The 25,770-nt window shown below is 46.0% G+C and carries 29 protein-coding genes; 27 read left to right on the forward strand and 2 right to left on the reverse strand.

The genetic code is table 11. From position 1 onward, the window contains the following. The 22 genes from DNHGIG_RS13410 (at window position 1) to DNHGIG_RS13515 (ending at window position 19,672) form a co-directional block, all read left to right on the forward strand. Window positions 1–528, forward strand: a complete 528-nt coding sequence (locus DNHGIG_RS13410) for a hypothetical protein (RefSeq protein ID WP_282200061.1) — start codon at window positions 1–3, stop codon at window positions 526–528. A 17-nt stretch (window positions 529–545) separates the two neighbouring features. Beyond that, window positions 546–2,075, forward strand: a complete 1,530-nt coding sequence (locus tag DNHGIG_RS13415) for a hypothetical protein (protein ID WP_282200062.1) — start codon at window positions 546–548, stop codon at window positions 2,073–2,075. Window positions 2,076–2,091: 16 nt separating this feature from the next. Then, window positions 2,092–2,517, forward strand: coding sequence for a hypothetical protein (locus DNHGIG_RS13420; protein WP_282200063.1), 426 nt, complete (start codon window positions 2,092–2,094; stop codon window positions 2,515–2,517). A 29-nt stretch (window positions 2,518–2,546) separates the two neighbouring features. Further along, entirely contained in the window at window positions 2,547–2,954 is a 408-nt protein-coding gene (locus DNHGIG_RS13425; RefSeq protein ID WP_282200064.1) for a hypothetical protein, read from the forward strand. 256 nt (window positions 2,955–3,210) lie between these two features. Then, window positions 3,211–6,006: a phage tail tape measure protein gene (locus DNHGIG_RS13430; protein WP_282200065.1), complete on the forward strand. Its 2,796-nt coding sequence runs from the start codon at window positions 3,211–3,213 to the stop codon at window positions 6,004–6,006. A gap of 15 nt (window positions 6,007–6,021) precedes the next feature. Beyond that, a complete protein-coding gene (locus DNHGIG_RS13435) occupies window positions 6,022–6,597 on the forward strand; it encodes a LysM peptidoglycan-binding domain-containing protein (protein ID WP_282200066.1) in 576 nt (191 codons plus the stop codon). Further along, a complete protein-coding gene (locus DNHGIG_RS13440; protein WP_282200067.1) occupies window positions 6,594–7,718 on the forward strand; it encodes a phage late control D family protein in 1,125 nt (374 codons plus the stop codon). The genes DNHGIG_RS13435 and DNHGIG_RS13440 overlap by 4 nt, the downstream gene beginning before the upstream one ends. Before the next feature lie 4 nt (window positions 7,719–7,722). Continuing rightward, window positions 7,723–8,205 carry a phage baseplate assembly protein V gene (locus DNHGIG_RS13445; RefSeq protein ID WP_282200068.1) on the forward strand — a complete coding sequence of 161 codons (483 nt, stop codon included), beginning with the start codon at window positions 7,723–7,725 and terminating at the stop codon, window positions 8,203–8,205. Between the two features lie 6 nt (window positions 8,206–8,211). Then, the gene (locus DNHGIG_RS13450; protein WP_282200069.1) at window positions 8,212–8,610 is read left to right on the forward strand and encodes a contractile injection system sheath initiator; all 399 of its coding nucleotides are present in this window, start codon (window positions 8,212–8,214) and stop codon (window positions 8,608–8,610) included. A 12-nt stretch (window positions 8,611–8,622) separates the two neighbouring features. Further along, window positions 8,623–9,720 carry a baseplate J/gp47 family protein gene (locus DNHGIG_RS13455; RefSeq protein WP_282200070.1) on the forward strand — a complete coding sequence of 366 codons (1,098 nt, stop codon included), beginning with the start codon at window positions 8,623–8,625 and terminating at the stop codon, window positions 9,718–9,720. 11 nt (window positions 9,721–9,731) lie between these two features. Continuing rightward, a complete protein-coding gene (locus DNHGIG_RS13460) occupies window positions 9,732–10,271 on the forward strand; it encodes a UCP028438 family phage-derived protein (RefSeq protein WP_282200071.1) in 540 nt (179 codons plus the stop codon). A gap of 3 nt (window positions 10,272–10,274) precedes the next feature. Next, window positions 10,275–13,538 carry a gp53-like domain-containing protein gene (locus DNHGIG_RS13465; protein WP_282200072.1) on the forward strand — a complete coding sequence of 1,088 codons (3,264 nt, stop codon included), beginning with the start codon at window positions 10,275–10,277 and terminating at the stop codon, window positions 13,536–13,538. 13 nt (window positions 13,539–13,551) lie between these two features. Further along, window positions 13,552–14,193, forward strand: a complete 642-nt coding sequence (locus DNHGIG_RS13470; RefSeq protein ID WP_282200073.1) for a DUF4376 domain-containing protein — start codon at window positions 13,552–13,554, stop codon at window positions 14,191–14,193. A gap of 20 nt (window positions 14,194–14,213) precedes the next feature. After that, window positions 14,214–14,696: a C40 family peptidase gene (locus DNHGIG_RS13475; RefSeq protein WP_282200074.1), complete on the forward strand. Its 483-nt coding sequence runs from the start codon at window positions 14,214–14,216 to the stop codon at window positions 14,694–14,696. A gap of 80 nt (window positions 14,697–14,776) precedes the next feature. Next, entirely contained in the window at window positions 14,777–14,947 is a 171-nt protein-coding gene (locus DNHGIG_RS13480; protein ID WP_282200075.1) for a hypothetical protein, read from the forward strand. An 85-nt stretch (window positions 14,948–15,032) separates the two neighbouring features. After that, window positions 15,033–15,317, forward strand: a complete 285-nt coding sequence (locus DNHGIG_RS13485; protein WP_282200076.1) for a hemolysin XhlA family protein — start codon at window positions 15,033–15,035, stop codon at window positions 15,315–15,317. Between the two features lie 24 nt (window positions 15,318–15,341). Beyond that, complete coding sequence (locus DNHGIG_RS13490; RefSeq protein ID WP_282200077.1) at window positions 15,342–15,785, forward strand: hypothetical protein; 444 nt, start codon at window positions 15,342–15,344, stop codon at window positions 15,783–15,785. Between the two features lie 42 nt (window positions 15,786–15,827). Continuing rightward, entirely contained in the window at window positions 15,828–16,790 is a 963-nt protein-coding gene (locus DNHGIG_RS13495) for an S-layer homology domain-containing protein (protein WP_282200078.1), read from the forward strand. Window positions 16,791–16,802: 12 nt separating this feature from the next. Next, a complete protein-coding gene (locus DNHGIG_RS13500; RefSeq protein ID WP_282200079.1) occupies window positions 16,803–17,219 on the forward strand; it encodes a hypothetical protein in 417 nt (138 codons plus the stop codon). A 285-nt stretch (window positions 17,220–17,504) separates the two neighbouring features. After that, window positions 17,505–17,990 carry a hypothetical protein gene (locus DNHGIG_RS13505; protein ID WP_282200080.1) on the forward strand — a complete coding sequence of 162 codons (486 nt, stop codon included), beginning with the start codon at window positions 17,505–17,507 and terminating at the stop codon, window positions 17,988–17,990. Further along, window positions 17,987–18,667, forward strand: a complete 681-nt coding sequence (locus DNHGIG_RS13510; RefSeq protein WP_282200081.1) for a hypothetical protein — start codon at window positions 17,987–17,989, stop codon at window positions 18,665–18,667. The genes DNHGIG_RS13505 and DNHGIG_RS13510 overlap by 4 nt, the downstream gene beginning before the upstream one ends. A gap of 18 nt (window positions 18,668–18,685) precedes the next feature. Continuing rightward, on the forward strand, window positions 18,686–19,672 hold the full coding sequence (locus DNHGIG_RS13515; RefSeq protein ID WP_282200082.1) for a hypothetical protein: 987 nt from the start codon (window positions 18,686–18,688) through the stop codon (window positions 19,670–19,672). Between the two features lie 75 nt (window positions 19,673–19,747). On the opposite strand, the gene DNHGIG_RS13520 is transcribed toward DNHGIG_RS13515, so the two are convergent. Together DNHGIG_RS13520 and DNHGIG_RS13525 are read right to left on the reverse strand one after the other, a co-directional pair. Beyond that, window positions 19,748–20,071, reverse strand: coding sequence for an SOS response-associated peptidase (locus DNHGIG_RS13520; RefSeq protein WP_369414713.1), 324 nt, complete (start codon window positions 20,069–20,071; stop codon window positions 19,748–19,750). A gap of 254 nt (window positions 20,072–20,325) precedes the next feature. Next, window positions 20,326–20,550: a helix-turn-helix transcriptional regulator gene (locus DNHGIG_RS13525; RefSeq protein ID WP_282200083.1), complete on the reverse strand. Its 225-nt coding sequence runs from the start codon at window positions 20,548–20,550 to the stop codon at window positions 20,326–20,328. A gap of 196 nt (window positions 20,551–20,746) precedes the next feature. On the opposite strand from DNHGIG_RS13525, the gene DNHGIG_RS13530 reads away from it, so the two are divergent. The 5 genes from DNHGIG_RS13530 to DNHGIG_RS13550 all read left to right on the forward strand — a co-directional run bounded on the left by DNHGIG_RS13530 (window position 20,747) and on the right by DNHGIG_RS13550 (window position 25,744). After that, complete coding sequence (locus tag DNHGIG_RS13530; RefSeq protein WP_282200084.1) at window positions 20,747–20,977, forward strand: hypothetical protein; 231 nt, start codon at window positions 20,747–20,749, stop codon at window positions 20,975–20,977. Window positions 20,978–21,272: 295 nt separating this feature from the next. Continuing rightward, the gene (locus DNHGIG_RS13535) at window positions 21,273–21,620 is read left to right on the forward strand and encodes a hypothetical protein (RefSeq protein ID WP_282200085.1); all 348 of its coding nucleotides are present in this window, start codon (window positions 21,273–21,275) and stop codon (window positions 21,618–21,620) included. Between the two features lie 13 nt (window positions 21,621–21,633). Continuing rightward, on the forward strand, window positions 21,634–21,996 hold the full coding sequence (locus tag DNHGIG_RS13540; RefSeq protein WP_282200086.1) for a hypothetical protein: 363 nt from the start codon (window positions 21,634–21,636) through the stop codon (window positions 21,994–21,996). After that, window positions 21,993–24,491: a hypothetical protein gene (locus tag DNHGIG_RS13545; RefSeq protein ID WP_282200087.1), complete on the forward strand. Its 2,499-nt coding sequence runs from the start codon at window positions 21,993–21,995 to the stop codon at window positions 24,489–24,491. Before DNHGIG_RS13540 ends, DNHGIG_RS13545 begins: the two co-directional genes overlap by 4 nt. Continuing rightward, window positions 24,488–25,744: a SpoVR family protein gene (locus DNHGIG_RS13550; RefSeq protein ID WP_282200088.1), complete on the forward strand. Its 1,257-nt coding sequence runs from the start codon at window positions 24,488–24,490 to the stop codon at window positions 25,742–25,744. Before DNHGIG_RS13545 ends, DNHGIG_RS13550 begins: the two co-directional genes overlap by 4 nt. The last annotated feature ends 26 nt before the right edge of the window (window positions 25,745–25,770 follow it).

The following is a 25,770-nucleotide window of genomic DNA, read 5'->3' on the forward strand; positions in this document are numbered from 1 at the left end:
ATGAACGTTCAGATCGATCCGCTGCAATCCATTACAAAGGCGTTGCAAGATGTTTTCCTTCCGATGGGGCTTAAAAACGTCATTCTCGGCTGGCCAGATACAAAGTTTTTCACAGTAGACGGTAACTTACCGTCTCTTTTTATTGTTCAAGTGAATGATAGCGGCAAGCATCTGGCTAGTCGAGAGAGCATTCATGCTACGGTTCCTAATTCTGATGGCCAAACCGCTACGGTGTACAAAGAGAAATTGAGAATTTTCTATTTGCTTCAGTTGTCTCTCTTCGCGTACACGCAAGAAGATCGGTCAAACCTCGGTTGGATGATACAACAATACCTAGTCTCGAATCCGCAGCTACAGATAGGAATCCCCGGAGTCGAGACGGCGGTGTTTAAATACCGGGGGCAACATAATCCCCCTGGAGAAACGAGGTATTATCAGCGGGACATGAACTTTGAAGTGACTGCACGAGTACTGGATGCTTCGACGGCTTACATTGCGAAAACCGTCGTGATGAACAATCAGACCTGAAGAAAGGGGAGTGAAACATGCAGTTCGTCAATAACTTGAACAATTTGACGGTCGATGATCAGTATTTTATGGAAGTTCCTGTGCAACAAGGGCCTTCAAATGTTCCCACAGGCAATATTGGTCTGGTGGGAACCTTTTCACGCGGTCCGTTAAACACGCCAACGCTGGTGACATCATATCCGGATCTCGTGAAAAAGTTCGGGGAAGTAGACCAGAACTTTAGTCTTACTGGCCCGATCACGGCACGAGGAATCTTCAAACAAGGAAACACCAATGTCTACGTGGTACGTATTTCGTCATCAACCAATCCGGCGACCTATGCAAAGGTGTATTTGTACGATTCGAACAATAACCTGGTAATGATTCTTCAAGCGGCAACACCCGGCTCATGGGGGGACGCATTGACTGCTACGGTTTCGAACGGTACGAAACCCGGAACATTCAAGATCAGTTTGCAATATGGGTCTGAGTCAGAGACATGGGATAACCTCGTGATTGCTCAGCCTGCAACGCCGATCGCCGGGGCTGTGTTAGTATCAACAATATTTGGGCCGAACGGTCAATCCCAGCTGGCTACGGCTACTTTCCCGTCAACGCCGAATATCAATGCGCCAGCGAACGGCACGTACGCCTTTACAGGGGGGACCGATGGAGCGGACGCCTCACCGGCTGACTACATCGGGTCCAATATGAATGGAGTAAAAACGGGGCTGTATGCGCTGGATAACGCGCCGGTAAACCTGGTGCTCTGTGCGGAACAAAGTGATCCCTCGGTTAACCAGGCGCTCGCGCAAAATGCGCAGTCCATCACACAAAACGGGGGCTTGCCCAGGGATGCTGTCATTACCTTCCCGAAGGGAACGCCGGTCGCAAATTTGGCTTCACTCATGTCTCAGTTTGATACCGACCGCGTATTCCCGTGTTACTTGTGGCAGCAAATCTATGATCCGGTCACCAATTCGAATCAAGTGGTGAGCCCGCTCGGTTTCTTCGCGGGATTACTCGCACAACTGAGTCCGCATTTGAGTCCTGGTAATAAGCCGATCTTCGGTACCCTCGGGGTCGATCCGAATATGAACATCGGTCCCAGTGATCTTGCGACGATGGCACAGGCTCGTGTGAACGCTGTAGGCGTTCCTACACCTGCAGGACCTTTGGGGGTGAGAGGAGGATTCACAGCTTCGCAGACAGCGGGAGATCCGCAACAAATCTATGTCCGTCGTATGAAGGACTATATCGATCAACTGGTTTACACGATTGGTGGGCAATTTGTAGATCAGCCGATCACCCCTGACTTGATGCGTCAGGTGTATCAATCGGTAGACAACATCCTTTATCCAATGAAAAACCCGGCGTCTCCATCGGACCAGATGATCGCCGATTATAAGATTACCTGCGACAACACGAATAACCCGCCGTCCAGTACGGGACAAAATCGCCTGATCTGCGATTATGCCGTCAAGCTGTTGAACATGAACCGTTTCATGATCTTCCGTACACAAATCGGTGCAGGTGTCGTCATTACATCGACTCATCAGGGGCAGTAATAGGAGGTGGTGATATATGGCGAAGGATCGGATTCTTGGTTCTTCAGCGACGATTGAACTCTATACACCCAATGGAGTGCTGTCGATTGAAGTGGATAGTTTTTCGAAAAACCAAAAACACGAGATTAAGACCTGGCACCCACTCGGAGAAGTCGGTGAGCATCATCAGGTCATTTATAAAGGTTGGGAGATGGATTTCAAAACAGGGAAAATCGATGACCAGATCGCAAACTTCTTTGACACACTTGATCAGATGCTTCTGGCTGGACAGGCGGCTCCCCGTGTACGGGTAGTGGAAACCATCAAACACTTTGACGGAAATAACGAGGTATGGATCTATCCGGATACCGTGCTCTACGGCTACAAAGGGGATGCATCCAACGCGGAAGATGAGATCAAGGAAGAATTTAAAGGCGCTTGTACAAAACGAATTCGAGGATAAAACACGATTATTTTTTGGAGGGATGAATTATGGATCAAATCATGGGCATGTACCAAGCACAACCGCAGGGAGTTGTTGAAAACCAAGTCATGCATGAACCGGCACCCGCACAACCGGAACAACAACCGTTAGCAGAAAATCAAGTGAGGCTGAGTGATGGCCGGATTGTTGAAATGCGGGAAGCAGTCGGTAGTGATGAAATGATCGTGGCAGGCCAGTTGGGGGATGTATTTGAGGCGAATGGAGCTGGAGGGGTGATTTTCCAAACCTGCTTAATTGCACGGACGATTACAAAGATTGACGGACAACCGGTCCAAAACTTGCGTGGTTATGAGTCTGTCCGTGATTTTCTAGCAGGATTTAAAGCCAAGGATTGGAACAAAATAAGAGCTCTTTATAACAAACTAAACGGGGATGATGCTCAGGGAAACGACTAAGAGCACGAGTTAACGCCCTCAAGTCTTCACCGGCCTTTAAACAGTGCCTTTCTCTTGCCAGCTATGGGATCTCATTTGAAGAGTCCAAGAACTGGACGGAAGCCATGCGAATCGCCGCATTGGAACTGTTTAAAGAAGCGGAGGAAAGAGCGAAAAAGGAGGCAGGGCTCAAGTAAAACGATCCTGCTTAGAACGTGAACCACTCTCGAATGAGAGTGGTTTTGTTGTAGGCAGGAGCGGAAAGGGAGGGAAACAGGTGAGTTTTTTGGAAAAAGCCTTTGAACTATCGGTTGTAATCCAAGCCATTGATAATTTTTCTGGGCCTATGAAAAAAGCTCAAGAATCAATGGCCTATTCTCAGAAAAGCATAAACGAGCTGAATAAGGCTATGAAGCTTATGGGCAGCTCGAAAAAAGAAATAGAAACAGTTAATGAATCCCTTAAGCAATTAGGCCAGAGAAAAGAGATTGAAAAATTAGTGAAAGATCTTCGATCTGCGGGGCAGTCTGAGGAATTTATTAACAAAGTTGTCCAAGGATTTGACAAACTTGCAGAACAAGAAAAGAAGATCGGAAAGCTTACAGCCGCATACGAGAAGTTTAAAAAAGTTGCTCTTACCGGAGTCGCTATTACCGCTGTCGGTGTTGGTATCGATAAAGGGCTTTTGAATATGGCTAAGTCCGCTGGCGATCTTCAGATGAAACAGGTCGAACTTGGTGGAGTGTATGGACTCGACCAAACGAGCGAAAAACTTAAAGAGATTGACCAGTTAGCCCAAGACTTATCGCAAAAAACACTGTTCTCTAAGTCCGATATCTATGATATCAACCTAGAATTAGCTCACGCGGGAATTTCGCTCGAAAAACTAAAAAACATAGTACCTGAAGCAACCTATCTGGGAGAAATTGAGGTTGGAATGGGTAAATCGCCGTCTGCTTCAGCAACGGCTTATAACTTTGCACGGATGGTTGATGATGCTGGTATTAGTGACGATATAAAGCGGATGCAACAATTCGCCGATCAAATGTACAGAGTTATTAGTGTTACGCACGCTACTTCTGAATCAATAGGTGAAGCATTTAAGTATTCCATGCCTGTTGTAAAAAACCTTGGTTGGAACGAGCAGGATAATCTCTTAGCTACCGCAATGGAAGCCCGTGCGGGGGTTGAGGGAAGTATGGCTGGTACACATATTAAAGATTTTGCGGAACGTATCAATCCCTTCAAATATCTGGGTACTAAAGGTGGACAAAAACAGCTGGAGGCAATGGTGGATGCCGGATTAATCAGCGGAATTCACTACGCGACAAAGACAAGAACGAAAACAGTAGGAAAAGGAAAAAACAAACATCAAATAACAGAGGTCATACCAACGAACGAAATTGTTTCCTTCGATGAGGCAGCCTTGATCAAAGATAAAGACCATATTAAAAGTTACGCAGATATTGTGAAAATCCTTTCTGAAAAACATGACGCATTTATAAAGAAAGGTTCATCTGTGGATTATGCCTCACAACTCTCAAAAGATGAACTTGATGCCATTCAGGAACGCGCCAAGTTAATGACGGGTCATGAACTTTCGGGTGGAGAACTTCAATGGGCAGCTCTTTGGAATAAGATTGCTGGGGAGCAGGGACAGGATTTTGCCATTATCTCTTCACACAAAGAAAATTTTGATAGACTCCAAAAACAAATGGAAATTCAGAAGAGCTTACATCAGCAGATTGACATCATTCGAAGTACTTTTAAGGGGCAATCACATATCCTTGGAGGTAACCTTGAAACAATTGGCTTACAGCTTGGAAAACCTATCATGGAAGCGCTAGTTCCAGCACTCGTTAAGGCCAACGAACTTTTGGGTAAATTTATGATCTTCCTAAATGACCACCCTAAAGCAACGAAGTTTTTTGGTCTTTTAGCTGGCAGTGTTTTAACGTTTGGTGGTGCCTTGATATCGGTAGCCGGAATAGTTGGTATGTTAGGGAAATCACTTCAAATGCTTGGTGTAAAAAAAGGATTTTCTCTACTTACTAGATTTGGTGGGCGAGGGGCTAAGATTGCTCGTTCCCTTGGAACGGGTCTACGTAAAGGTACCGTTGCAGGCGTCCGAGCAGTGCCCAAGGTTGCACGGGCAACAGGGTTAGTTGTTAAAGGCATGGGAATGGGGCTTGCAGCTCCTTTTGCTGCAGCTGGTAAAGGTGTGATGGCCGCAGGTAAACTGATTAGCCGGGCGGCGTTACAAGGAATCTCTAAATTACCAGGGCTGCTATCCAGAGCTGGCTCCGCATTCTTAAAATTCGGTGCCCAAGCCATGCAAGCTGGGGGAAGAGTTTTGTTGTTTCTTGGTCGCTTAGGATTAGGGATGACTAAGATCTTAATTCAAGCAAGTGCTTGGGCGGTTCGTATGGCTGCTCAATGGTTGATTGCCATGGGACCGATCGGATGGATCATCATGGGAGTTATTGCGATTGTAGCTTTACTTGTTGCTGCCTGGAAGAGAGACTGGGGACATATTCGAGAACATACTCATAACGTCGTTGAATGGATCAAGCAAAAGTTTCAAGACATGGTTGAGTGGTTTAAATCTCTTCCAGGTAAGATGAAAGAAATTGGAACGAACATAGTCCATGGAATCTGGGAAGGAATTAAATCTTTAAGTGGTTGGTTGAAGTCAAACGTTTTGGGATGGATCAAGGAAGTTGTTCCAGCACCAATTGCTAAAGCATTGGGCATTCATTCTCCCTCAAGAGTCATGATGGAACATGGTCGATTCATTGCTCAAGGTCTTGCCGTTGGGATGATGGATCAAACACGTATGGTCAGGAATGCGTCGCTGACGCTAGCTGGCCAAGTGACATCGGGTTTCAATGGAAATCAATCTGTTTCATTGGCCGGAGGATTTACGCCAGCCAATGTGACGATTCACATCCACGCCCAACGTCACCATGACGAGGAAGCCATTGCAGATCTAGTCATCAAAAAACTGGGGAAAGTCTCTCGTGGCATGGTTATGAACACAGGTATGCGTGTAAATATCGGTTCCGTTTACTAAAGGCGAGGTGAGAAGATGGATACACTCCAGTTGGGTAACTTCATCTTTGAACCTGACGACCTTCCCGAAGAGATCCCGCTGGGCGGCGAGCAAATGCTGGCGGTGATCCAGTACCCGGGCGGCGCAAAAGAAGTGCAGGCGTTCGGTGCACAGGATCGAAACATTTCCTTTAGCGGCGTCTTCAACTATACCAATGCCCTCGATAAGGTGAGACAACTCGATAAGATGTACAGAAGTGGAGAGGTGTATCCGTTGCAAATCGGTACCCTCTCCACTCGTTATGTGGTCATCAAGAAGTTCGAATGGGTTTATCGATCGCTCTATGAGATTCCGTATTCCATCGAGTTGGAGTTAGCGCCGAAGACGTCCATCCTGTTCCCGGATTCGACGTCTACCAGTCCGACTACCAGCCCTTCATCGTCGGATGCTCCGGCCCCTCAGAGGACGCACACAGTGGTGTTCGGGGATACGCTCTGGAAGATTGCTCTACAGTATTACGGTGATGGATCGCAATACCGGAAGATTGCGGATGCCAATAAAATTGAAAACCCCGATGTGATTATCGTCGGGCAAAAGCTGGTGATTCCATGATTGAAGTTCCGTTTCATGGGAATTTGCGCGGGGTTTCTAAGCCCCGCTCCATTGTACGCATCGACGGTTATCGAACCTGGTTCAACTCCTGGGAAGTGAACCTCAACTCGACTCACGAGGCCGATGATTTTACGCTCGAACTTCCTTTCCGTATCACCCGAAACCAACAGCAAGGATACTTGGTCAACACACCGGAGTACACCACATACCTGTTTACGAAAAGTGATGTGCTGGTGGAGATCTTTGTCGGATACCCGCAAAACCCGCAGCAGTTTCAAGAGTCAGACCTGACGCGCATCATGTACGGGTATATGGATACTGCAGAGATTCGAGCGGATGCTTCGGGGGAGATTGTCACGCTGACAGGCCGCAATATGATAGCGCCGTTTCTGGATAACAAAACAACCGAAAAGTATCAGAACATGACGTCATCGGCGATTGCACAGATGTTAGCGGCGCGTCGGGGCTTACAGGCAAGTGTAACGCCGACCTATACTCTCACCGGTAAGTATTACAACGGCGATCATGTGGAGATGAACAAAGATGTCTCTGAATGGGATCTGCTCACGTTTCTCGCTGAGCAAGAAGGATATGCGTTGCGAGTCAAGGATAACACCCTTTTCTTTGGGCCTTTTGATCAGGTCATCGGGAACATCACCAATGCGCCCCCGCTTAACTACACATGGGGGCAAAACATAGAGAGCTTCACCCTCTCGCGGTCGCCGCACGCGGCGAAAAACATCGAGGTAGAAGTTCATTCATACGACCAGAAAACCGGTAAGCACATTTTAGCGAAAACCGCCAGAAACTACGCTATGGCCCAAAACACGTACCATGAGCGTTATTTTTATCCGGGGCTTACGCAAGATCAAGCGCAAAAGAAAGCACAGTCGATATTGGATCAACTGTCGAAGCTCGAAGTCACCGGAACAATGAATGTGGCCGGAAATGAGCAATTGACGGTGGATCGAAGGATTGCGCTGTACGGGGTGGGGTTGGGATTGTCGGAGACCTATTTCGTGAGAAAGGCCAGCCATAAGTTTGATTACAAAAACGGCTACCGGTGTGAAATTACATTCTCAAATCTGTTGTTGCCGGATGAGCAGACGGGAGGGATGTGATCGAATGTACAGTCCATCTACGAACTGGATCGAACAGGTCAAGTTCGTTGCACGAGAGATGATCAACAACAAGATGTTCGTACTGGAGGGAATCGTTACATCCGTGGATCCCAACCCTCCGTACAAGGTCAAGGTGATGCTTGAACCGTACGGGATTGAATCGGGGTGGCTCAAGGTGGCCACGCCTTATGTGGGTAACGGATTTGGATTCGTTTTTCCACCGCCAGCTGAAGGAACTCCGGTGAAGGTGATCTTCGATCTAGGGGACATCAAAAACGGAGTCGTGATTGGCTCGGTATTTAACGACAACGTGAAAATGCCAAGTGTACCATATGGAGCTGCAGGGCTGGTTCATCAGTCAGGCAGCTCTATTATTTTCAATCCGGACGGTTCCGTAGTTCTTTCTGGAGCCAACGGGGGTTCTCTTACGATTGACAAAACGGGAGCTGTAAGCATCTCCGGGAAAAACTCCTCGCAAAGTTGGTGATCGAACATGTCTTATCCTTTACCTGCAAATGACCCATTGGGGACCGATCTACGGTTGGATTCAAACGGGGATCTGGTGCTTACCATGTCCGGTTCACTGGATGCTGTGACTCATGAAGAAAATGTGGCGCAGACTGTCCGTGTAAACCTGACGACGCTCCCTTACACCTATCTCTGGGGAACGAATGTCGGTACGTTACTCGCGCAGTACGTGGATGCACCAATCACGGAATCGTTGAAAAAAGAGATCAAGAATATCGTTATGGAAAAAGTATCGGCCGATCAGCGCATCTTGGAAGTCTTGGATGTACTCATCGACGACTCATATAAGGATATGCTCGTTCTGACGGTTGTCGCTGTAGTGGACACGATCGGGGTAGTGCAGATTCCCGTGCAAATAGGGTAGGGAGGTGAATGAATGCCGACGTTTCAACAGATTCTGGCGTCGATGATCCAGTGGTTACAGAATGCGGGAAGCAAGCTGACCGATTTCACCCCGACGTCGATAGTAGGGCAAATTCTGTCGGCAATCGCTTCCGTCATTGACCAGATCTATTACGCGATCCAAAACGCACAGAATCAAGCAAACATTTCAACGGCCTCCGGGGCAGGTCTTGATGCCAAAGGAGCCGATGTCGGAGTACCACGGAAACAGGCAACGCCTGCGAGGTGGTACTTTACTTTTATTAAGAACCAGGCGTCGAGTCAGCAAATCACGATTCCGCAGGGAACAATCATCACCACGATTCCGGGTCCGAATCAGCCTCCGATCACGTTCGCGACTGACACGAATACGTATCTTCCGGTCGGTACCCTGAGCGTAACAGTATCGGCCACCTGTCAGACGCCTGGAAGCATCGGTAACATTGCTCCCAACACACCTTTGCTCGTCGGTTCTGCGGTGCCTGGGATTGACGGAGTCCAGTTGCAGTCTTTGGCCAACGGGACATACGGGACCGACACAGAGACTGATGACGCTTACCGTCAGCGGCTGTTGGCGGCGCTGGCCAGTAAGGCGCAGGGAACCTTGACGTGGTATCAACAAACGGCATTAAGTGTCGTTGGGGTGCAATCGGTCAAGGTCGTTCCCCAGGGGCGAGGCCCCGGAACAGTGGACATTTATATCGTGGGTATAGGGAACACGTTGCCTTCTCCAGCGCTCATCGGACAAGTGCAATCGACGATCGACGCCGGCCGGATCATTACGGACGACGCGAAAGTGTTCTCGCCAACCCCTTATACGATCAACCAGACGATTAACATCAAAGTAGCACAGGGGTACGACCTGACGCAGACCGCAAACCAAGTGCAGCAGGCAATCACCAATTACATCAACGGGCTGGGGATCGGAGGAGGTTCTCTCGGGGCTCTGTACCAGGCACAGGTGAACGCGGTTGCTCTTTCGGTACCTGGCGTGGTGAACATCTTGCAGCCAGCTACACCTCAACCGGACATCACATTCAACCCGTTTCAACTCCCGCAGGCGGGAACGGTGACAGTCAACGCTTCTTACTGAGGTGATTTACTGTGGGACAAGCGCTTAATTTACTGAACCGGTTATCGAACATCTTCACCAAAGACCCCAACTCCATTCTCGGGCAGCTATTCGGGGCTGTGGGGGCGCAACTGGACGCGGTGGACCCGGCGCAAACCAATCTGGCTTCTCAATTCGCCGTATCTACAGCCACTGGCGACGCTTTGGACAAACACGGGAAGGACTGGGGAGTACCCCGAAGATATGGAGAGTCAGATGATGCCTACCGGGCAAGGATTCTGGCCGTGTTACCGATATACACGAATGGTCCAACAGTACAAGCCATTTCGACGATTGTACAAAACTTCACGGGTGTACCCCCGATTATCATCGAATATGGGCCGGATGGATTTACGATGGGCGTTTCTCCTATGGGGCAATTCGTATTCAGTGACGAAGATCCATTTACTTTTCAAATACAAGTGCAAAATCCGAACAACGTTCCATACAAACGAGCAGATCTTGAAGCAGCGGTGAATCAGGCGAAACCCGCCCGATCAACCGCTATTTTTGTGCATCAAGGAGGTGTGTAACAGTTGACGCTTTCCATTACGTTTTACGACAACATCAAGTATCACCGCCAGGACTTCATGAACCGGGATCTGGACTTCTTCGGAAACGGTGTCGTTGCACTTACGGACTTTCCGTTAACTTTTCCTGCAACACCCAACATGACGGTGAACATCGGGCAAGGACGCGCATGGGTGGATGGATATCGGATCGCGAATGACAGCAATCCCGTAACCTTGACGGTACCAGCTGCCGATTCAACGTATCCACGTATCGATATCATTCAGATCGGCCATGACGACATCAATCAAACGTATTCGCTCGTGGTCAAGAAAGGGGTTGCGGCAGCTTCCCCAATCGAACCGGGGGCCGATCCAGGATATATCAAGCTGTACGCGATCAACGTTCCTGCCAATGCAACGCAGATCACAGCAGCGAACATCATCGATCGCCGCTCACTCGTTCCATTGAACGTGTCCGGTTCACAGATTCAGTATTCGGGCGTTGCGGGGGTCAACCAGGCGAACACATTCGCAGCAAATCAAACGCTCGCAGCTACGGGGCAAGCGACCTCGCAGCAGAACTACCCTTCGTATGAGATGGGCTTCACGCGCAGCTTCTGGAATGGATCGACTCATGTAGAGAAGACCAGTTTCCTGCAGGTCGATCAAAACGGGAAGCTGAACTTTATCAACGAGTCGGCGTCTTCCGTTCTCACTGTGGATCAGAGCGGGAGTATACAAATAAGCGGGCAGTTAATCCTAGGCGGTACAAACAGTATCAGCAACCCGAATGCACCGGTTTATCTTGCACCACCGAATCCATTAGGCATGGGGATGGACCAATACGGAAACTTGCTACCGATCAATCCGGGGGCAGTCACCGTAGGCACCACTTGGTCCGTTTTCGGAAAGAACGGTAACAAAGACTTCTCGGTGGCCGTCGATGGATCGCATAAGGTATCGACATTCAAAAATGTAATAGACGACGGCCAAGGGAATGCAACATTCGCTGGCGTGATATCCGATGCGCTAAACCCTATGCGCGGTTTCCGCAACCTGCTCGAAACAGGCAAACAAAGCTTCTCTCGCGCAACCAACGCGACGAGGAAGAATCTCGATCCGGTTGGAATCAACGTCCTTCGCACAGAGCAAGGAAGATTCGGGCAAGGGGCGTTCATCGAGGAACCTGGCTCGAACCTTGTCTATAACAGCGATTTTGAGACGTTCACGGGTACGCAGGTCGTGTTTAGTGATTCATTGACATCTTACTCAGGTTCAAGCGTTCCTGCTCCTTGGACGTTGCAATCGGGGAGCTTTACATTTAGTGCAAGCGGAGCGACGAGCGGGGCAAATGGTTCTTGGATGACAGCAGGAAATAGTGCATGGAAACCTCTTACGGGTAGTGGTGGACAGAATTTAGCCTTAACAGTACAGGCGACCTTTACAACACCATCATCTTTGAATGGATTTTTAAACTTGGAATTAGTTCAAAATACAGGCGCGGTGAGCCGATACTATGCGGAAATAGCGATGTCGTCTAAAAATTTCTATATCGCTAAGCAAGTAAATGGAGGAGCGCCTTCAGCCATCTCGTCTTTAGTAAATATAGCTTCGCTTGCCGCTTCAAGTACCTACACAATTACTTTCTCTATTGATATAAACGGGAATCTGACAGCAAAAATCTATAGCGGTGTAGGTACGGGAGGAACTTTACTTGGTACTGCAACTGTTACAGATACATCGCTGACTGGCGGCTTCATGATTGGCGTTTATGGCGATTCTGGCGTTGTCGTCAAAAACGCTCAGGTCATGGCCCCCTTCCCGGATGGATGGTATATAAACACGGCAGGGGATTCACGTGTAGCCTGGGCATTGACGCAGAATCCGATTAGCGGAAGTTATAGCCTCTCTGCCGTTGGTTTATCAGGAGTAGTGGGGAGCTGTTATAAAAACGTTTCTGGATTATCAGCAAGTACGGTCTATACCGCATCCGGTTTTATCAGTTCTTCCAATACCGGATCAAAGGGATCTTTAATCGAAATAGACTGGTTCAACGGATCTACCTACTTGTCGAATGCAGTTTCCTCCTACGTGAATGGGAATACAGTAACACCCGTAAGAGGCGTAGTAACAGCGACATCGCCATCAAACGCGAATAACGCGAATGTCTTATGTTCAGTACAGGATGCAGGAACTTACGTTTTCGACGCGATCCAATTCGAGCAAAAAGGCTATCCGACGACCTATATCAGAAACGACTCCACGTCCCAAACGGCTACGCGGAACGCGGATTCGTTGTGGTATACGTTGAGTCAGCCGTTGCCGAGTCGTTGGTTCGGGGCATTGGTGTGGAAGCCGGAGTACCCAAATACAAGTGGCGCTATGGCAGATGCTACCCTTATAAGCGCTACTGACAAAAACGTCACGGGAATTCGGTACCTCTTGCACTTTGTTAACTTTGCCGCGAGCGGAGATACCGCGAACGTTTTCAAATTCTCTAAAACGGATTCCCAAGGAAACAATATTAAAGTAGTTTCTGATCCGTTTACATTTAATGCAGGGGATACAATCTTTGCAGCGGTTTTAGATGATCCTGTTTCTGGTTATTTGTACTTGTGGGTGGGCATAAACGGAGGACCACTGAAACAATACAGCGTAGCTTCCACTATACAAATTACGGACGCTCAAAGGGTCTATGTTGGGTGCAGGTCTGATAGTCCAAATAGCCTAATGGCTAACGGCACCATCGACTTCCCCATCGTTTCCGACACCATCCCGACTCCTGCACAAGTGCAGGCGTTGTACCAGGCGTCGGATTGGGGTGGGATGCGGAATTGGCCGGGAACAGCGAATACGTTAGTTTCTTCTGCTCCTAACGGTATCTTTACTGACGCATACGGGAACATACGGGCGAAACCGAATAGCAAGGGAACGAGTTGGAGCGTTGTTGATGCGCTTGGAAACTCTCGGTTTATCGTTTATACGGGAATTGATGGAACAACAGTATCCCCGCAAATTGATGGTCACAATATCGCCCAAGTCCTGTCCGGTGGGTACAAGATTCAATCCGGTAGAGCAAGCATTCCTTCGGGTTCTAATAATACATCTGTGACTTTTCCTACGCCTTTTTCGTCGGGAACTATCCCCATCGTTGTGTTAATCAATGAAAGCGGATCTTGGTTATATCAAACGGTTTTGAACGGGCAACCAAGCAACACGGGGTTTGGGGTTTATACAAATACCACAGCAAATACCGTTGTGTTTGATTGGATCGCCATTGGCACGTAAGGAGGGATAACGTATGAATTATTGGTTCTTATACAATCTATCAGACGGCTCTATCTTCGGTGCGCCTTATCTTGGTATCGCCGAAGAATGGACAAACATACCGTCTGGTTGCGGAGTCTTGGGGCCTTTACCTAAAGACTCCGCGCCGGAGGAGGTTGTGGATGCGTTTAATAATCCGCAGTATTACATGGTGCAGAACGATGAACTTGTCCAAAAGCCAGATTACGCGGCTAGTTTACTTGAGGATGTAAAAGCGCGGAAGATAGCTGAACTGGATCAGATGTGCAATCAAACGATTCTCGCTGGCTTCACATCGTCAGCGTTGGGTGCGCCTCACCAATATGACTTCGATGAAGAGGCACAGCGAAACTTTGCAGGAACATTGGCGCTACTGAACGTCGACAGCACAATTACATCGATCACATGGAAAACCGTCGATGCAGGGCCACTCACACACACGCGGGATCAATTCATCCAATTGTGCAGGGACGCATTTAATTTCAAGGACAGCCAGATCCAGAAATATTGGTCCAAGAAGAATCAAGTCTTACAAAGTACAACCGTTGACCAGGTGAATGCAATCACATGGGATGATCCTACACCTGTAGCGTCTACTCCCGTTGCATCAACGCCTGTAGCATCAACACCGATTTAAAAAGCGAAAGGAGAGCACAAATGACGTCTTTTGTTATTCGCCCTGGTGACCTGATTTTTGTAGGGGGATCTGATCTGTTGGGGCGTATCATTGAAGAGGTAACAGACAGCCCATATTGTCATGTGGCAGGGTTAGTAAAAGAAAATGAGCTGATTGAGGCCCAGGGTTTTCGGAAAACCGGATACCAGGGCCTCGATTATTATGCAGGTCGGGCAGATGTTTACACGTGTGATTCGCTCACTAACGAGCAAATAAAGGAGATCGTCGAGTACGTGACGGATTTCGTAGGTACTCGGTATGATTACCTTCTCCTTGCATGGGAGTGGGCACGTTACAAACTTCATCGGGTGTGGCCGTACAAGGAAACCAAAACCCGCATCTGCTCGACTCTCTGGGCTGATGCGTATAGAGAAGCCGGGGTAGATCTTTGCCCCGGCATTATTTATCCAACACCAGGAGACTTAGCAAAATCGTCTTTACTTAGAAAGGTATGTAGCTTCTAATCTTTCAAAATAAGGAGTGCATTTAAAAAGGGGAATAACTCAGAATTAGCGAATAAAAATCGAGAAAGGAGGTGAAAAAAATGGATGTAACAGCAATTCAATCACAAGTACAAATTGTGCTACAGAAAAAAGTCATGGATGAAGCAGCTAGTAACATGCAAAATTTATTAGCTGTTCTTCCGCAGCCTCAGCAAATACAACCTTCGGTAAGTGAACCCGGTAAAGGATTAAACCTCGATATTCGCATTTAGATATTTGCATTTAAGTGTATTGAACCATAAGTCATCATCGATAGCGGTGATGACTTTTTTATTTGCTCGAAAGTAGGTGATCTTGATGAGTGAACAAGGCGTCACAATCACTTTACGAGAAATATACGACTCAGTACAGAAGGTGGCAGCGGATGTGCGTAGGCTTGATGAACGAATGATGAGACTTGAAGAGAAGGGCAAAGACGCTGATGAAGTCGATGAGCGGAGCCGAAAAGCGCTTCAGTTAGCTGAATCTGCCATTCAGAGAGTACAAGAATTAGAAGAGAGTAAAAACTGGATCGTTAAGAGTGCCATAGGGGCCTTAATAACAGGGGCTATCGGGGCGCTCTTTTATTTCGTCAAACATTAGTTGAAAAACAAAGGAGAGAGGAAATTGAAAAAAGCAGCTGAACATCACCCACACCACGGCCATACGATGGCAGACAAACATATGGAACACCATAACCATCCGATTTCCTTGCGAGGCCCAAAGGTTCACGTCAAAGCGGTAATCAAGAAGGTAGAAGATGACGTGAACCATCACGGGGTTGGTCATATGCACTTTCTCATTGGAGATCTTGAATTAATTAGCATCGAAGGCGCAGATCCAAGTATTGTTTGGAAAGACGAAGCATTCTGTGCAGTTAGATACGGAGACCAAATGGGACTCAGCGAGCGCATTGAAGGGCTCAAAGAAGGAGAACCGATTGAAATGCAAGGGGAATACATTGATAAGAACCATGCCTACCACACAATCGGTAATCCTGGCGATCCTGTTCTGCACTTCACCCACCATCCGGTGGGCTTTGTTATTTACGGGGGTAAACGGTACGAGTAAATGATAGCCGTTTGCTATGAAACAACAAAGGAGTGAATGAGTATGGCAAACATTTGGGACGGCACACATCTTTTTATCTGGCAACCTTGGGAGGTTTTTGGCGGCGACGCCAATGCCATCATTGCCAAGCTGAAAGAACTAGGCGTAACAGGCGTCATTCTGAAATACAGCGACGGGAACCTCGTTGGGGATCCCGTCAGTCAACGCTTCATGGCCGAATTCAAGCGCCTGGCCCCGCTCTTTAAGAAAGAAGGTTTAACCGTCGGTGGCTGGACGTACCAGTACCTAACCGATGTTGACGGTGAGGTCGATGCTCTCCGCCAAGCGGTGGAAGCCGGGGCCGACTGGATCGTCCTTGATGCCGAGAAGGATGTGACGGGCAAAAATGCACTGGTGACTCAGTACGGCCAAAAAGTTCGGGCGCTCTTCCCGAATCTGAAAATCGGGCTGTCGTCCTACGCGATCGCAGACTACCACAAAGAAGTACCGTTCAACGAGTATGCCGCATTCGTGGACGTGATGATGCCGCAGATTTACTGGTCCACAATGGGCTGGGACGTTGCCGTAGCTTTCAATGCATCCATTGCCAGCTATCGAAAGTTTGGCAAACCGATCGCGCCGACTGGCCAAGCATATGATGGGGCCACAAGTGCGGACATGGCGCGTTTCGTGCAGTTGTGCAAACAAGCAGGGTTTACGCATGTGAGCTGGTGGGACATGCAGCATTGTACGGATGAGCATTTCTGTGGTATCAAGTCAAACCTGATCCTGCCGACAGTGTCTGCGACTTCTATCGCTCCTGCGACATTATCGCCAAAGGCAGCCGCATTAAACGACTTGCCGGCCGATGTGCCTGCTGATGCCTGGTTCGCTAAAGCAGTCGAATATGTCATTCGGGAAGGAATCATGGGTGTAGATGCAAACGGAAACTTCAATCCTGATCAGCCTGTTACTCGCGCTATGCTGGCGCAGACTATCTATAACCTGTACCACCAAAAAGCATAAGGGGGAATCACCATGAACGAAATCCTCACCAATGCGGCCGGCTACCTTGCAACTGCCGGCCTTTCCATTGCCGTAACTGCACTGACAATGGGCTTGCGTGGTGGAGTAAAGAAGATCGAGGAGAAGATCGCGCCCTACATCCCACCGGATGCCGAACCATCGGTGAATGATATCTTGGATACAGTGGAGCGGATAGCGGAGATGGTTGTTGCCGATACGAACCAACGCATTGTGTCCGGGCTCAAAGCGCAAGGTCTATTCACTCCGGAAGTCGCGGCCAGTGTCAAACAAGCGGCGGTGCAGGAGGTATTGGCCAACCTTGGTCCGTTGAAGGAGAAGGCGGTTGGTCTGATCGGGCCGCTTGAGAGAATTGTGGAGCAGGCGATTGAGAAACATGTGGTGTTGGCGAAAACAAAAACCCCGGCGTAATGCCGGGTTTACCATCCTTATATCGCAATTTTTCAAAACGGATTATCAGAAAGTGCTGAGTTTTTTCTCAATATGGTTTGAAGTTATTTGTATCATTTTGTACATTTTTTGATGATTGCACAGTAAAAAATTGCTATTGTATTATTAAAGAACCAACTGTATATCTGTTCGCATTTTTAAAGGTGTAACAAAGGAATTTGTATTCTTGCGCGGAATATATCTTTAGTGGGCTATTGAACGTACTGATACATAATTTGTGTGACTGTCTAGAGGAGGGGGTCACATATGGAACGACAATTAAAATTGTTCTTACAGAATAAGTCATCCGATAAATCTAAGTTGGATGACTGTCTTGTTTTCAGCAAATTTGTAGGAGTTCCATATTCTGTAGACTCAAAGAGTCTATGGTCAGTAACTGAACGGATGACAAATCGAGGCTACACCCAGTTTTTCTTCACTCCAAGCGCCTTTAAAAATTTGTTGCTGCACTCTAGGGAAAACAGTGATATACGGATTCGGAAACTAGAGTTTTCGATCCAACCCGATGAGGATATTCAGTATTTACTTGATGAGTTTTATTCCGATCAGGCCGTTAGTAATCATTTACTGAAATTGCTATATGATAACGATGTGGTTAATTTATCTCTATACTATATGGGGAAGGAAATACCGGCTATTGCGAATATATATCAGTCGGGATTGATTCACATAAATGATATGTCTGATGATTTGAGTTGGTTGGATGAGGTTTTGGGTGGGGTTGTTCAATGACCATAATAAAGATTTTTTCTCAGCCCATAATTCTTACTATTGTTTGGCTAGTAGGGTTTAGGCCTGCGTCAGCTATTATATCAAAGTTTCCTACCTTATCTAAGAATATCCCTGATGCGACCAAAGGAACTATTGATGTAGCTGTAGTTAGTAGTCTTATAGCATTACTAGCGTTTTTGTGGAAACGTCCAATCGAGATTAGCACGAAACTTGTCAATGTACAAAATAGACGTAACCACTCGACTTTTCGTTCCAACAATCATGAAATTACCCACAAGGTTCGTCTTGACATTAATATGAAAATAAAAAACCTTATGTGGATCAAACTTCTTCGTTGGGTAGGTGGTTTTTTCTTAAGCCCAATAGGAAATAAACGAATGATTGGTCATCAGTTCGACGGGACAAGCCATGATGAAACAAGTTCAATGGTGGTTATTGATGATGGACAATCTAAAATTCATTTTTTCCAGCCTCAGTTTGATCCACTCGATCATGTTGATTTGGAATTTACGCTTCATCTTTTCCCAAATATGAGAAACGTAAGAACTGTTAATCTTGTACTTGGAACTGAGCCAGCTGCTAAATTTTGGCTTAAAAAATTGTTAGCTAAAATTGCAATCGCTTTATTTGTGGATATAAAGCTGGATACACATACCGTATTTATTGATTGTGATTGATTGGGAGGTTTGGTAATTATGCCTACATATACGATAATAAAGATAAAAGAAAATATGAATCTTGAAAAGGTCGTGGAACGGATAAAGGAACGAGGATGTTTCGAACATACTCCCGATGATCCAAAATGGCCGAAAAACGAGAAACTTTTTGCAAAATGGATTCCACTTGAAGAAGAGCCTATGATAACTAAATTTGAAACCGGTATCGGAACCAATGAAGAAGTTGTGCAAGCTTCAGTGGAGATTCAACGCCCGCGGCAAGTATGGACCGATTCACAGAAAAAACTTTTACCCTTGGAGAAAAGGATAAACATAACTCAAACTGATGTTATTTTCTTTGAAAACGGCGGTTCGTGTTATGTTGCCGTCCAAGGTTCCGCAAGAAGTCAACAGGTTAACAGGACCAAAAGGGACTTATTGGAGCCTTCAGAATTAATAGATTGGGAAGAAGGCAAAAGAACGGAATCTGTAGGACTGCCTTCAGAATATAGGATAGATCCAGATATGTTTTATTGGTTATATTATCTGTACCTTGAGAAGAAAGGCGAGATCCCAAGTAATCCACCTATGAGAATATTGGAATTGAGCGGGTATCGGGGAACCTCATTGGAAGATACACAGTACTACAAGAGCCGAGGTGATCGAGTGGCGAAACTACTCCCGACACTTGCTTTTCTTTACGGCAATGATGATTTGAAATCACTACGTTTTACACTAAATACAAATAGTGAACAAATCGAACTAGAACTACACCACGATGGAAGCTTTGAACTGGTTTCATACGCCGGTAAATATGCAAGTGTTGAGGCTAATTACAAAGAAGCAGCACAATTACTTTTAGTATACAAGGACATTATTCCGAGATTGAAGGATGCGTATGAAAATGACAAGGATAAAAGGAATTGGAACGAGAATGTACGTGATCAATTCAATGCTAACATAGGTCGGATAATAATAGAACGAATTAAAGAAACTTTACCCTCATTAGAAGAAACAGGTTCATAATCAATTTAGGGACTCAGGACGAGGATACTGACAGATAAGTGTAAACTAAAACCCTGGCTTAGCCAGGGTTTCATTCTACACTTCCCTGATACACTCTACCGAATCATTCTTCACATTCCCGACGAGCGGTGATACCGGATATGCCCTCATCTCATCAGCAGGATAGGGTACTAGCAACGATTGTAGCATCTCAACATCCTGCTTCTCCCGATCCAACCAGATCGCTTCATCTTCCGGCCGAAGAATCACCGGCATACGGTCATGAATCTCGCCAACAAGCTCGTTAGGTCTTGTGGTTATGATCGTACATGTATTAATCTTAGTTCCATTCGGTGCTGTCCATGTATCATAAAGACCTGCCATGCCAAACGGCTCTTTACTTTTCAGCGTGATCCTCATGGGTAGAGCCTTTGTTGTGTTGCGAAATTCAGTATTTAGAGCGGACTGAAAGTCACAATCTACGGATCACATCGTTTAAAAGGTTTCTCTCTCACAAGAACCCAGCAGATTGTAAATGGGTATCTTGAACAGAATATCTACATTTCAACCTCTCCCCTTAAGCTGCGCTTCTTTAAATCATGATAATGTTACCGCCTCGGCCTTACTGATCGGGGCGGTTTTTTCTCATATGTGTATCTTAGAATTCCTAATTATTACCAAAAATCCTCAGATGAAATCTGAGCATCCCATTTCCGCAATGATAGGATTATTTTTCTAGCGGTTTTAACATGCGGTTTGTAATCTTTATCTTTACATAAACGATAAATTGTCGAGCGACTGACACCACTTAGCTTTACGAGATCTTCCTGATGAATTCCATGTTTATCCAAAAATTTCCCCAATTTTGTTCTGTCCTTCCCTAATCCAAACCATCCCATATGAATCCTCCAAAACTAGTATTAAATGGTAATAGTTTGGACAGGTTTTGCGTATTTTTAAACGTCTTTGTTACGAAAATGAAGAATTTTGGACAATCGGTGTCGCGTAAGTTATATCATCAAGCAACCAACGAATGTTTAAAGAATCAAGCATCACATCAACAATGAATCGATAAATGATTAGGAGGATGATGAGATGACTTACGGAGAAGTGCGAAAAACGATCATTTTTAAGTTGGATGATCCTGAACAGCGTGCTATGTATGAACAGATTGTCACGAAAACCAATTTTTCAAAGTTGGTAAAACGAATGCTGTCAGCAGAACTGCAACGAATGCGTGCGGCACAACAGCAAACATTACAACAAACATCTAATCAACCAAATGCAATAACGTATCAAGCGACTAATCATCCAAACAAGCAATAAAAAAAGACCCTAAAAAGGGTCGCAGATGGTCTATATTCGCTTTCCGCTTCGCTTGCCAGCGCTTCGCTTTCGCTACAAGCGTATGCGCGTGACATTTAAAAAATGCAAGTCCTAGCTTTAGCGAACAAAAAAATCTACGATTTGTTGAAGGTTTGGAGTAATCCCACTGACTGTGTTAGCGATAAGACCAATTGTTCCACCAATGGCTGCGCTAATGATAAAAGGCATTGTTATCACCACCTCAGATTGAAGAATTACCAAGTCAAAGAGTTTTTATGCAAAGGGAGGATTGTTAATGGGGAAAGCGGTAGCGTTGGATTGGAACGCTTTTATAGATGGTCATGTTGTTCCAAAAAACAAAAAAAGTGTTTACCCACTATTACAGACAGCATTGGGAATCCATTTAGCATTTGCACCAACAAAAGTTCTTGCCGCCGGTGTAAAGGCGAGCGCGTGGGCAAATGTATTTTCTACTGTACTTGGGATAGCAGATTGGCTTTGTGTAGGTGTAGTAGTTTTTGCAGGTGCAACTTGGATGTTCAGTAATAGGACGAAGGCTTTGGAAATGCTGATTGGTGGGGCATCCGGATATCTCATCATTCGGCATGCGAAAGATATTCAAGAATGGCTAAGTCAGATCTAAGGGGGCCTCTGCTATGAGTATCAAGATTGCAATCAATGGGGGAATCTTAGATCAGGGAATACAGGGGCCGATTGCACCCTCCACACCTGATGCGAGCCATTGGTTAGTCGATAGGCTTGCGGATGGAACGAATACAGTGGGCAGCTGGTTAGTCGATTTGTTTGGTACGAAACTAGGAGGGTGGTTAGCACAGCTGCTGGATCACGGACTCACTATTCTTAATGCTAATTCGCCCGAAATCATCACTTTCGCTATTGTCGTTTGCGCCGGAGGAATGATGATCGCTCCTCTCTTCGGCTCTCATCCATCAAAATGGTTCGGTAGGGCGATGGGTACTTTCTGGATAGGTGTTATTTGGCGGGTGCTGGGCTCGTGAAATTTATTAAACGGCACGAAATAGAAAGAGCCGTCGTTCGAATCATACCGCACCAATCAGTTTTGAATTCTCAATCGCGTAAGCTGCAGGCAACACTTTTTGAGTTATTCTCGGTTCCCCAAGCAAAATATCCGTGGCAACACCGAGAAGGCTTCCATATTGCCATTAGACAAAGACCCGACTTTTGGTGGATCGTAAAGATGCGAGCAGAACCTGGCGATGAAGAAGATAAGAAACGAATAGAGTTTTACGTCTCTATGCCTGTAGACTTTCTGGATGCATTTAAGACGAAGTTTAGAGGTCACGAACAATGGAAGCGTTGCACGTTAGAGGAAGTGCCCGTGAATGAATTTTCCTTTCCACCAGATAAAGATACAGACCTTTATAGGTTGAAATATAAGCGTCATGATATGTTCTCGTTATCTTTTAATTATGCTGCTCAAACGTCACCACTTCGCGACCTCATGAACGTATCGAATGAACTGAAGGCCGGCGAATCCGTCGATTTATTTATACGATCGGAGTCAATGGATAGAGGGAAGTGGAAAAAAGTTGCCGATTTTGCTTGGGAGCAGTGGAATAAGGGGAGTGTACCGTTCCGAGCAGGTATTGATCCTGGTAGAATGCTGAGAAACCTATTTTTGCTAATGACGCAATTTGTTTTTGAGATAAAAAGTCTTTTTCAAGATGTGATGAAAGCTTTTGAGCATACATTTTTCCACAAGAGTGGTGAACCGGTTTCCAAGCGAGAAAGACCTAAAATCGTTAATCCGGAAAGGGAAGAACTATTGGTAAATGGCGATCTATCTGAACGTACCAAGAAAAAGCGGAACTTGCCTACTTTCAAAACAATAATTCGCTACTCGGTTCATTCATCAGACGAAATACGACGCGGAATGTTGGCCAGGTCGGTTGCTGTTGCTTTCGAAGATCTTTCGGGAGACAACCGGCTACAGTCGGTCAAGATAAATCTGCGAGCGAAACAAGAATTAGACGATTTAAGACAATGGAAGATAAAAGACCTGGACCCAAACATTATGAGTATTGATGAGATGGGTAAATTACAGCAATTGCCGACTCACGATCTGCAATTGGAGTTTAAAGAAGCGCTCGAATCCAATCAACGAGTAGAATCAGAAGTACCTAAAGCATTTCTTGACGAACGTGGTATTTTAGTAGGAACCGCAACAGACAGAGGTAACACATTCAACATTCGTATACCAACCGTGGATAAGGACTTTCTTTTTACACCACGGATCGTATGTGGAAGTCCGAGGATGGGCAAAGATCAACACGTAATCAATATGATCGTAGAAGCGAAAAGAAAACATAACATCGGTGCAATCATACCGGATGTTGTAAATGAGCGGAATGGTCATCGAGGGATGGGTGACGCGATCAGAGACCATTTACCGCCTGAGGATGTTTTGGATTTTGACCTCGGGAATACTGATCATCCTATTTACCTTGGCTTAGAAAGTATCGTGAGGAATATTCCAGATATGAGGATAGCTGCAGACAGAATAGCAGAAGAGATCGCGCAGTTTCTTCTCAGTGATGGTGACGAAGATAAATTTCAAACGGGGGATTATCTCAGAGAAGCATCAAAGGTCGTCAATGGTGATCCGTTGGGTATCAAACTAATGTTTATGTCAAAGACTTTTCGCCAACAAAAGATTGAGGAATTAGACGGAATCTTTGATATGGATATATGGAAGGACTTCGACAAAATGAGTGAAGGGAAGCAAGGTCAACTTTACGCACCAGTAATGCGGCGACTTGGTCAGATAATGAATAGCGAGTTTTTAAAACCAATCTTTTGTCAAAATCCAAATCCGCTCATGGATTTATATCGCTGGATCGATGAAGGCAAGGTTATAATTTTCCGCATACCAACAGGTCAAATATCTGAACGGGCGGTAGAGATCCTTCTCTATTGGATTGTACTTAATGTCTTTCTTATTAAAGTAGCGCAAGGTGGGCAGTCAAAGGCTGTAGGTACATTTTTGGTTCTTAACGAACCGCACCAATTTCTTTCGCCAGGGCTGGTTCACTTTATGGAAAGAATGTTATCTGAAGGACCTAAGTACCGATTAGCACCTATTGTCGTTTTTCATCACTTCTCACAATTCAAGAAGTATCCGGGATTCGTAGATATGATGTTGTCGGCAAGTGCGAATTGGCATATCTTTAAAAATACAAACCACAAAGTATATGAAACGCTCATGCCATATTTAAGTCGTACTTTTGATTCCCCACAGCAGGCATTCGAAGCAACAAAACGTTTTCAGTACATCGCTTGCTGGCTGAATTCACAAGGAGAATACGAATCCCCTTTTATTGCTGACGCATTACCGATGGTCGGTGAACGATACCCTTCTCAGGACAATACGCATTTAACAAAGCAACACACACAGAATTATGGTAGGCCAATTAATGAAATACTTGAAGAGATCCGAACGAAAAACAAACTCACCTTTCAAACAAGCGCATGAAAAAAGAGGCCGTCGTCGGCCTCTTAAATTCTTCATTTTATTGTGTGTTTGATAAAGCCTTCCACAGAATGAAAATGCAGTACGATTTTGGGCTCAGTCGGATTTATGAATTGGTGATCAACAGCGATCCTTGTTATGCATTTCTCCTGGATGGGAATACTCTGATTCAAAATAAAATGGTCTGTGCACATGTATTGGCACACTGTGATTTCTTCAAAAACAATGCACGTTTTGCTCATACGTCCCGTTTTATGGTAGAGAGCATGGCTGCATCCGCCGAACGTATACGTGCTTACGAAATCGAATACGGGATCAATGCTGTCGAAGAGCTGCTAGATGCGGCGCTTGCGATTCAGGAACATATCGACCCGTCGTTTGTTTTCCGCAATCGTCCTCCGCGCAGGGAAGAGCCGAAGGAAAAACACGTCGCGCGATCTGAATCGCCTTATGACGATTTATGGAGCCTTGACGAACGAAGCAAAGTAGAAGAAAAGAAAAACGGGGCTCCGATCTTGAATCAGAAATTCCCGGAAAGTCCCGAAAAAGATGTTGTCCTCTTTATCATGGAGCATAGCAAAGTGTTGGAAGATTGGCAAAGGGATATTCTCTCCATCACGCGTGATGAAATGCTTTACTTCTGGCCGCAGATCGAGACGAAAATCATGAATGAAGGATGGGCGACCTATTGGCATCTTCGCATCATGCGAGAAATGGATATGACAGAAGATGAAGCGATCGAATTTGCACGTATGCACGCAGGGGTAGTACTTCCTTCGCGCACGAGCATCAATCCTTACCATATCGGCCTCAAAATCTGGGAGGATCTCGAAAAGAGAGTTGGGCGTCAAGGCATGTTTGAAATCCGGGAATTCGACTCGGATATCTCTTTCCTGCGCAATTATTTGACGAAAGAACTCGTGGAAGACATGGATTTGTATATCTTCCAAAAATCAGGAAATGAATGGAAAATTTCCGGCAAAGATTGGGAAAAAGTGCGCGATCAACTTTGCGCGGCGAGAGTAAACGGTGGTTTTCCCGTAATCACTGTGCGGGACGGAGATTACCTGCGGAATGGAGAACTCTACCTGAAACACGAATATGAAGGGGTGGAATTGGACGTCAAATATTTAGAAAAAACCCTTCCATACGTGTACCGAGTCTGGGGCCGTGCCGTTCATTTGGAAACTGTCCTCGAAAACCGCCCTGTTCTGTTCACCTATGATGGAAAGAAAACGCATAGAAAGTTCTTATGATATACATTTATGAAAAAAATGAGGCT

The organism is Collibacillus ludicampi, assembly GCF_023705585.1.
Lineage (GTDB): Bacteria > Bacillota > Bacilli > Tumebacillales > BOQE01 > Collibacillus > Collibacillus ludicampi.

What these genes read in the sequence shown, in the direction of transcription:
- DNHGIG_RS13470 (WP_282200073.1), top strand. Translation starts at nt 13,552, where the DNA reads ATGAATTATTGGTTCTTATACAATCTATCAGACGGCTCTATCTTCGGT.
- DNHGIG_RS13495 (WP_282200078.1), top strand. Translation starts at nt 15,828, where the DNA reads ATGGCAAACATTTGGGACGGCACACATCTTTTTATCTGGCAACCTTGG.
- DNHGIG_RS13510 (WP_282200081.1), top strand. Translation starts at nt 17,987, where the DNA reads ATGACCATAATAAAGATTTTTTCTCAGCCCATAATTCTTACTATTGTT.
- DNHGIG_RS13455 (WP_282200070.1), top strand. Translation starts at nt 8,623, where the DNA reads ATGCCGACGTTTCAACAGATTCTGGCGTCGATGATCCAGTGGTTACAG.
- DNHGIG_RS13525 (WP_282200083.1), bottom strand. Translation starts at nt 20,550, where the DNA reads ATGGGATGGTTTGGATTAGGGAAGGACAGAACAAAATTGGGGAAATTT.
- DNHGIG_RS13505 (WP_282200080.1), top strand. Translation starts at nt 17,505, where the DNA reads ATGGAACGACAATTAAAATTGTTCTTACAGAATAAGTCATCCGATAAA.
- DNHGIG_RS13475 (WP_282200074.1), top strand. Translation starts at nt 14,214, where the DNA reads ATGACGTCTTTTGTTATTCGCCCTGGTGACCTGATTTTTGTAGGGGGA.
- DNHGIG_RS13440 (WP_282200067.1), top strand. Translation starts at nt 6,594, where the DNA reads ATGATTGAAGTTCCGTTTCATGGGAATTTGCGCGGGGTTTCTAAGCCC.
- DNHGIG_RS13535 (WP_282200085.1), top strand. Translation starts at nt 21,273, where the DNA reads ATGGGGAAAGCGGTAGCGTTGGATTGGAACGCTTTTATAGATGGTCAT.
- DNHGIG_RS13415 (WP_282200062.1), top strand. Translation starts at nt 546, where the DNA reads ATGCAGTTCGTCAATAACTTGAACAATTTGACGGTCGATGATCAGTAT.
- DNHGIG_RS13420 (WP_282200063.1), top strand. Translation starts at nt 2,092, where the DNA reads ATGGCGAAGGATCGGATTCTTGGTTCTTCAGCGACGATTGAACTCTAT.
- DNHGIG_RS13550 (WP_282200088.1), top strand. Translation starts at nt 24,488, where the DNA reads ATGAAAAAAGAGGCCGTCGTCGGCCTCTTAAATTCTTCATTTTATTGT.
- DNHGIG_RS13520 (WP_369414713.1), bottom strand. Translation starts at nt 20,071, where the DNA reads ATGAGGATCACGCTGAAAAGTAAAGAGCCGTTTGGCATGGCAGGTCTT.
- DNHGIG_RS13485 (WP_282200076.1), top strand. Translation starts at nt 15,033, where the DNA reads ATGAGTGAACAAGGCGTCACAATCACTTTACGAGAAATATACGACTCA.
- DNHGIG_RS13435 (WP_282200066.1), top strand. Translation starts at nt 6,022, where the DNA reads ATGGATACACTCCAGTTGGGTAACTTCATCTTTGAACCTGACGACCTT.
- DNHGIG_RS13410 (WP_282200061.1), top strand. Translation starts at nt 1, where the DNA reads ATGAACGTTCAGATCGATCCGCTGCAATCCATTACAAAGGCGTTGCAA.
- DNHGIG_RS13445 (WP_282200068.1), top strand. Translation starts at nt 7,723, where the DNA reads ATGTACAGTCCATCTACGAACTGGATCGAACAGGTCAAGTTCGTTGCA.
- DNHGIG_RS13515 (WP_282200082.1), top strand. Translation starts at nt 18,686, where the DNA reads ATGCCTACATATACGATAATAAAGATAAAAGAAAATATGAATCTTGAA.
- DNHGIG_RS13425 (WP_282200064.1), top strand. Translation starts at nt 2,547, where the DNA reads ATGGATCAAATCATGGGCATGTACCAAGCACAACCGCAGGGAGTTGTT.
- DNHGIG_RS13530 (WP_282200084.1), top strand. Translation starts at nt 20,747, where the DNA reads ATGACTTACGGAGAAGTGCGAAAAACGATCATTTTTAAGTTGGATGAT.
- DNHGIG_RS13450 (WP_282200069.1), top strand. Translation starts at nt 8,212, where the DNA reads ATGTCTTATCCTTTACCTGCAAATGACCCATTGGGGACCGATCTACGG.
- DNHGIG_RS13480 (WP_282200075.1), top strand. Translation starts at nt 14,777, where the DNA reads ATGGATGTAACAGCAATTCAATCACAAGTACAAATTGTGCTACAGAAA.
- DNHGIG_RS13540 (WP_282200086.1), top strand. Translation starts at nt 21,634, where the DNA reads ATGAGTATCAAGATTGCAATCAATGGGGGAATCTTAGATCAGGGAATA.
- DNHGIG_RS13500 (WP_282200079.1), top strand. Translation starts at nt 16,803, where the DNA reads ATGAACGAAATCCTCACCAATGCGGCCGGCTACCTTGCAACTGCCGGC.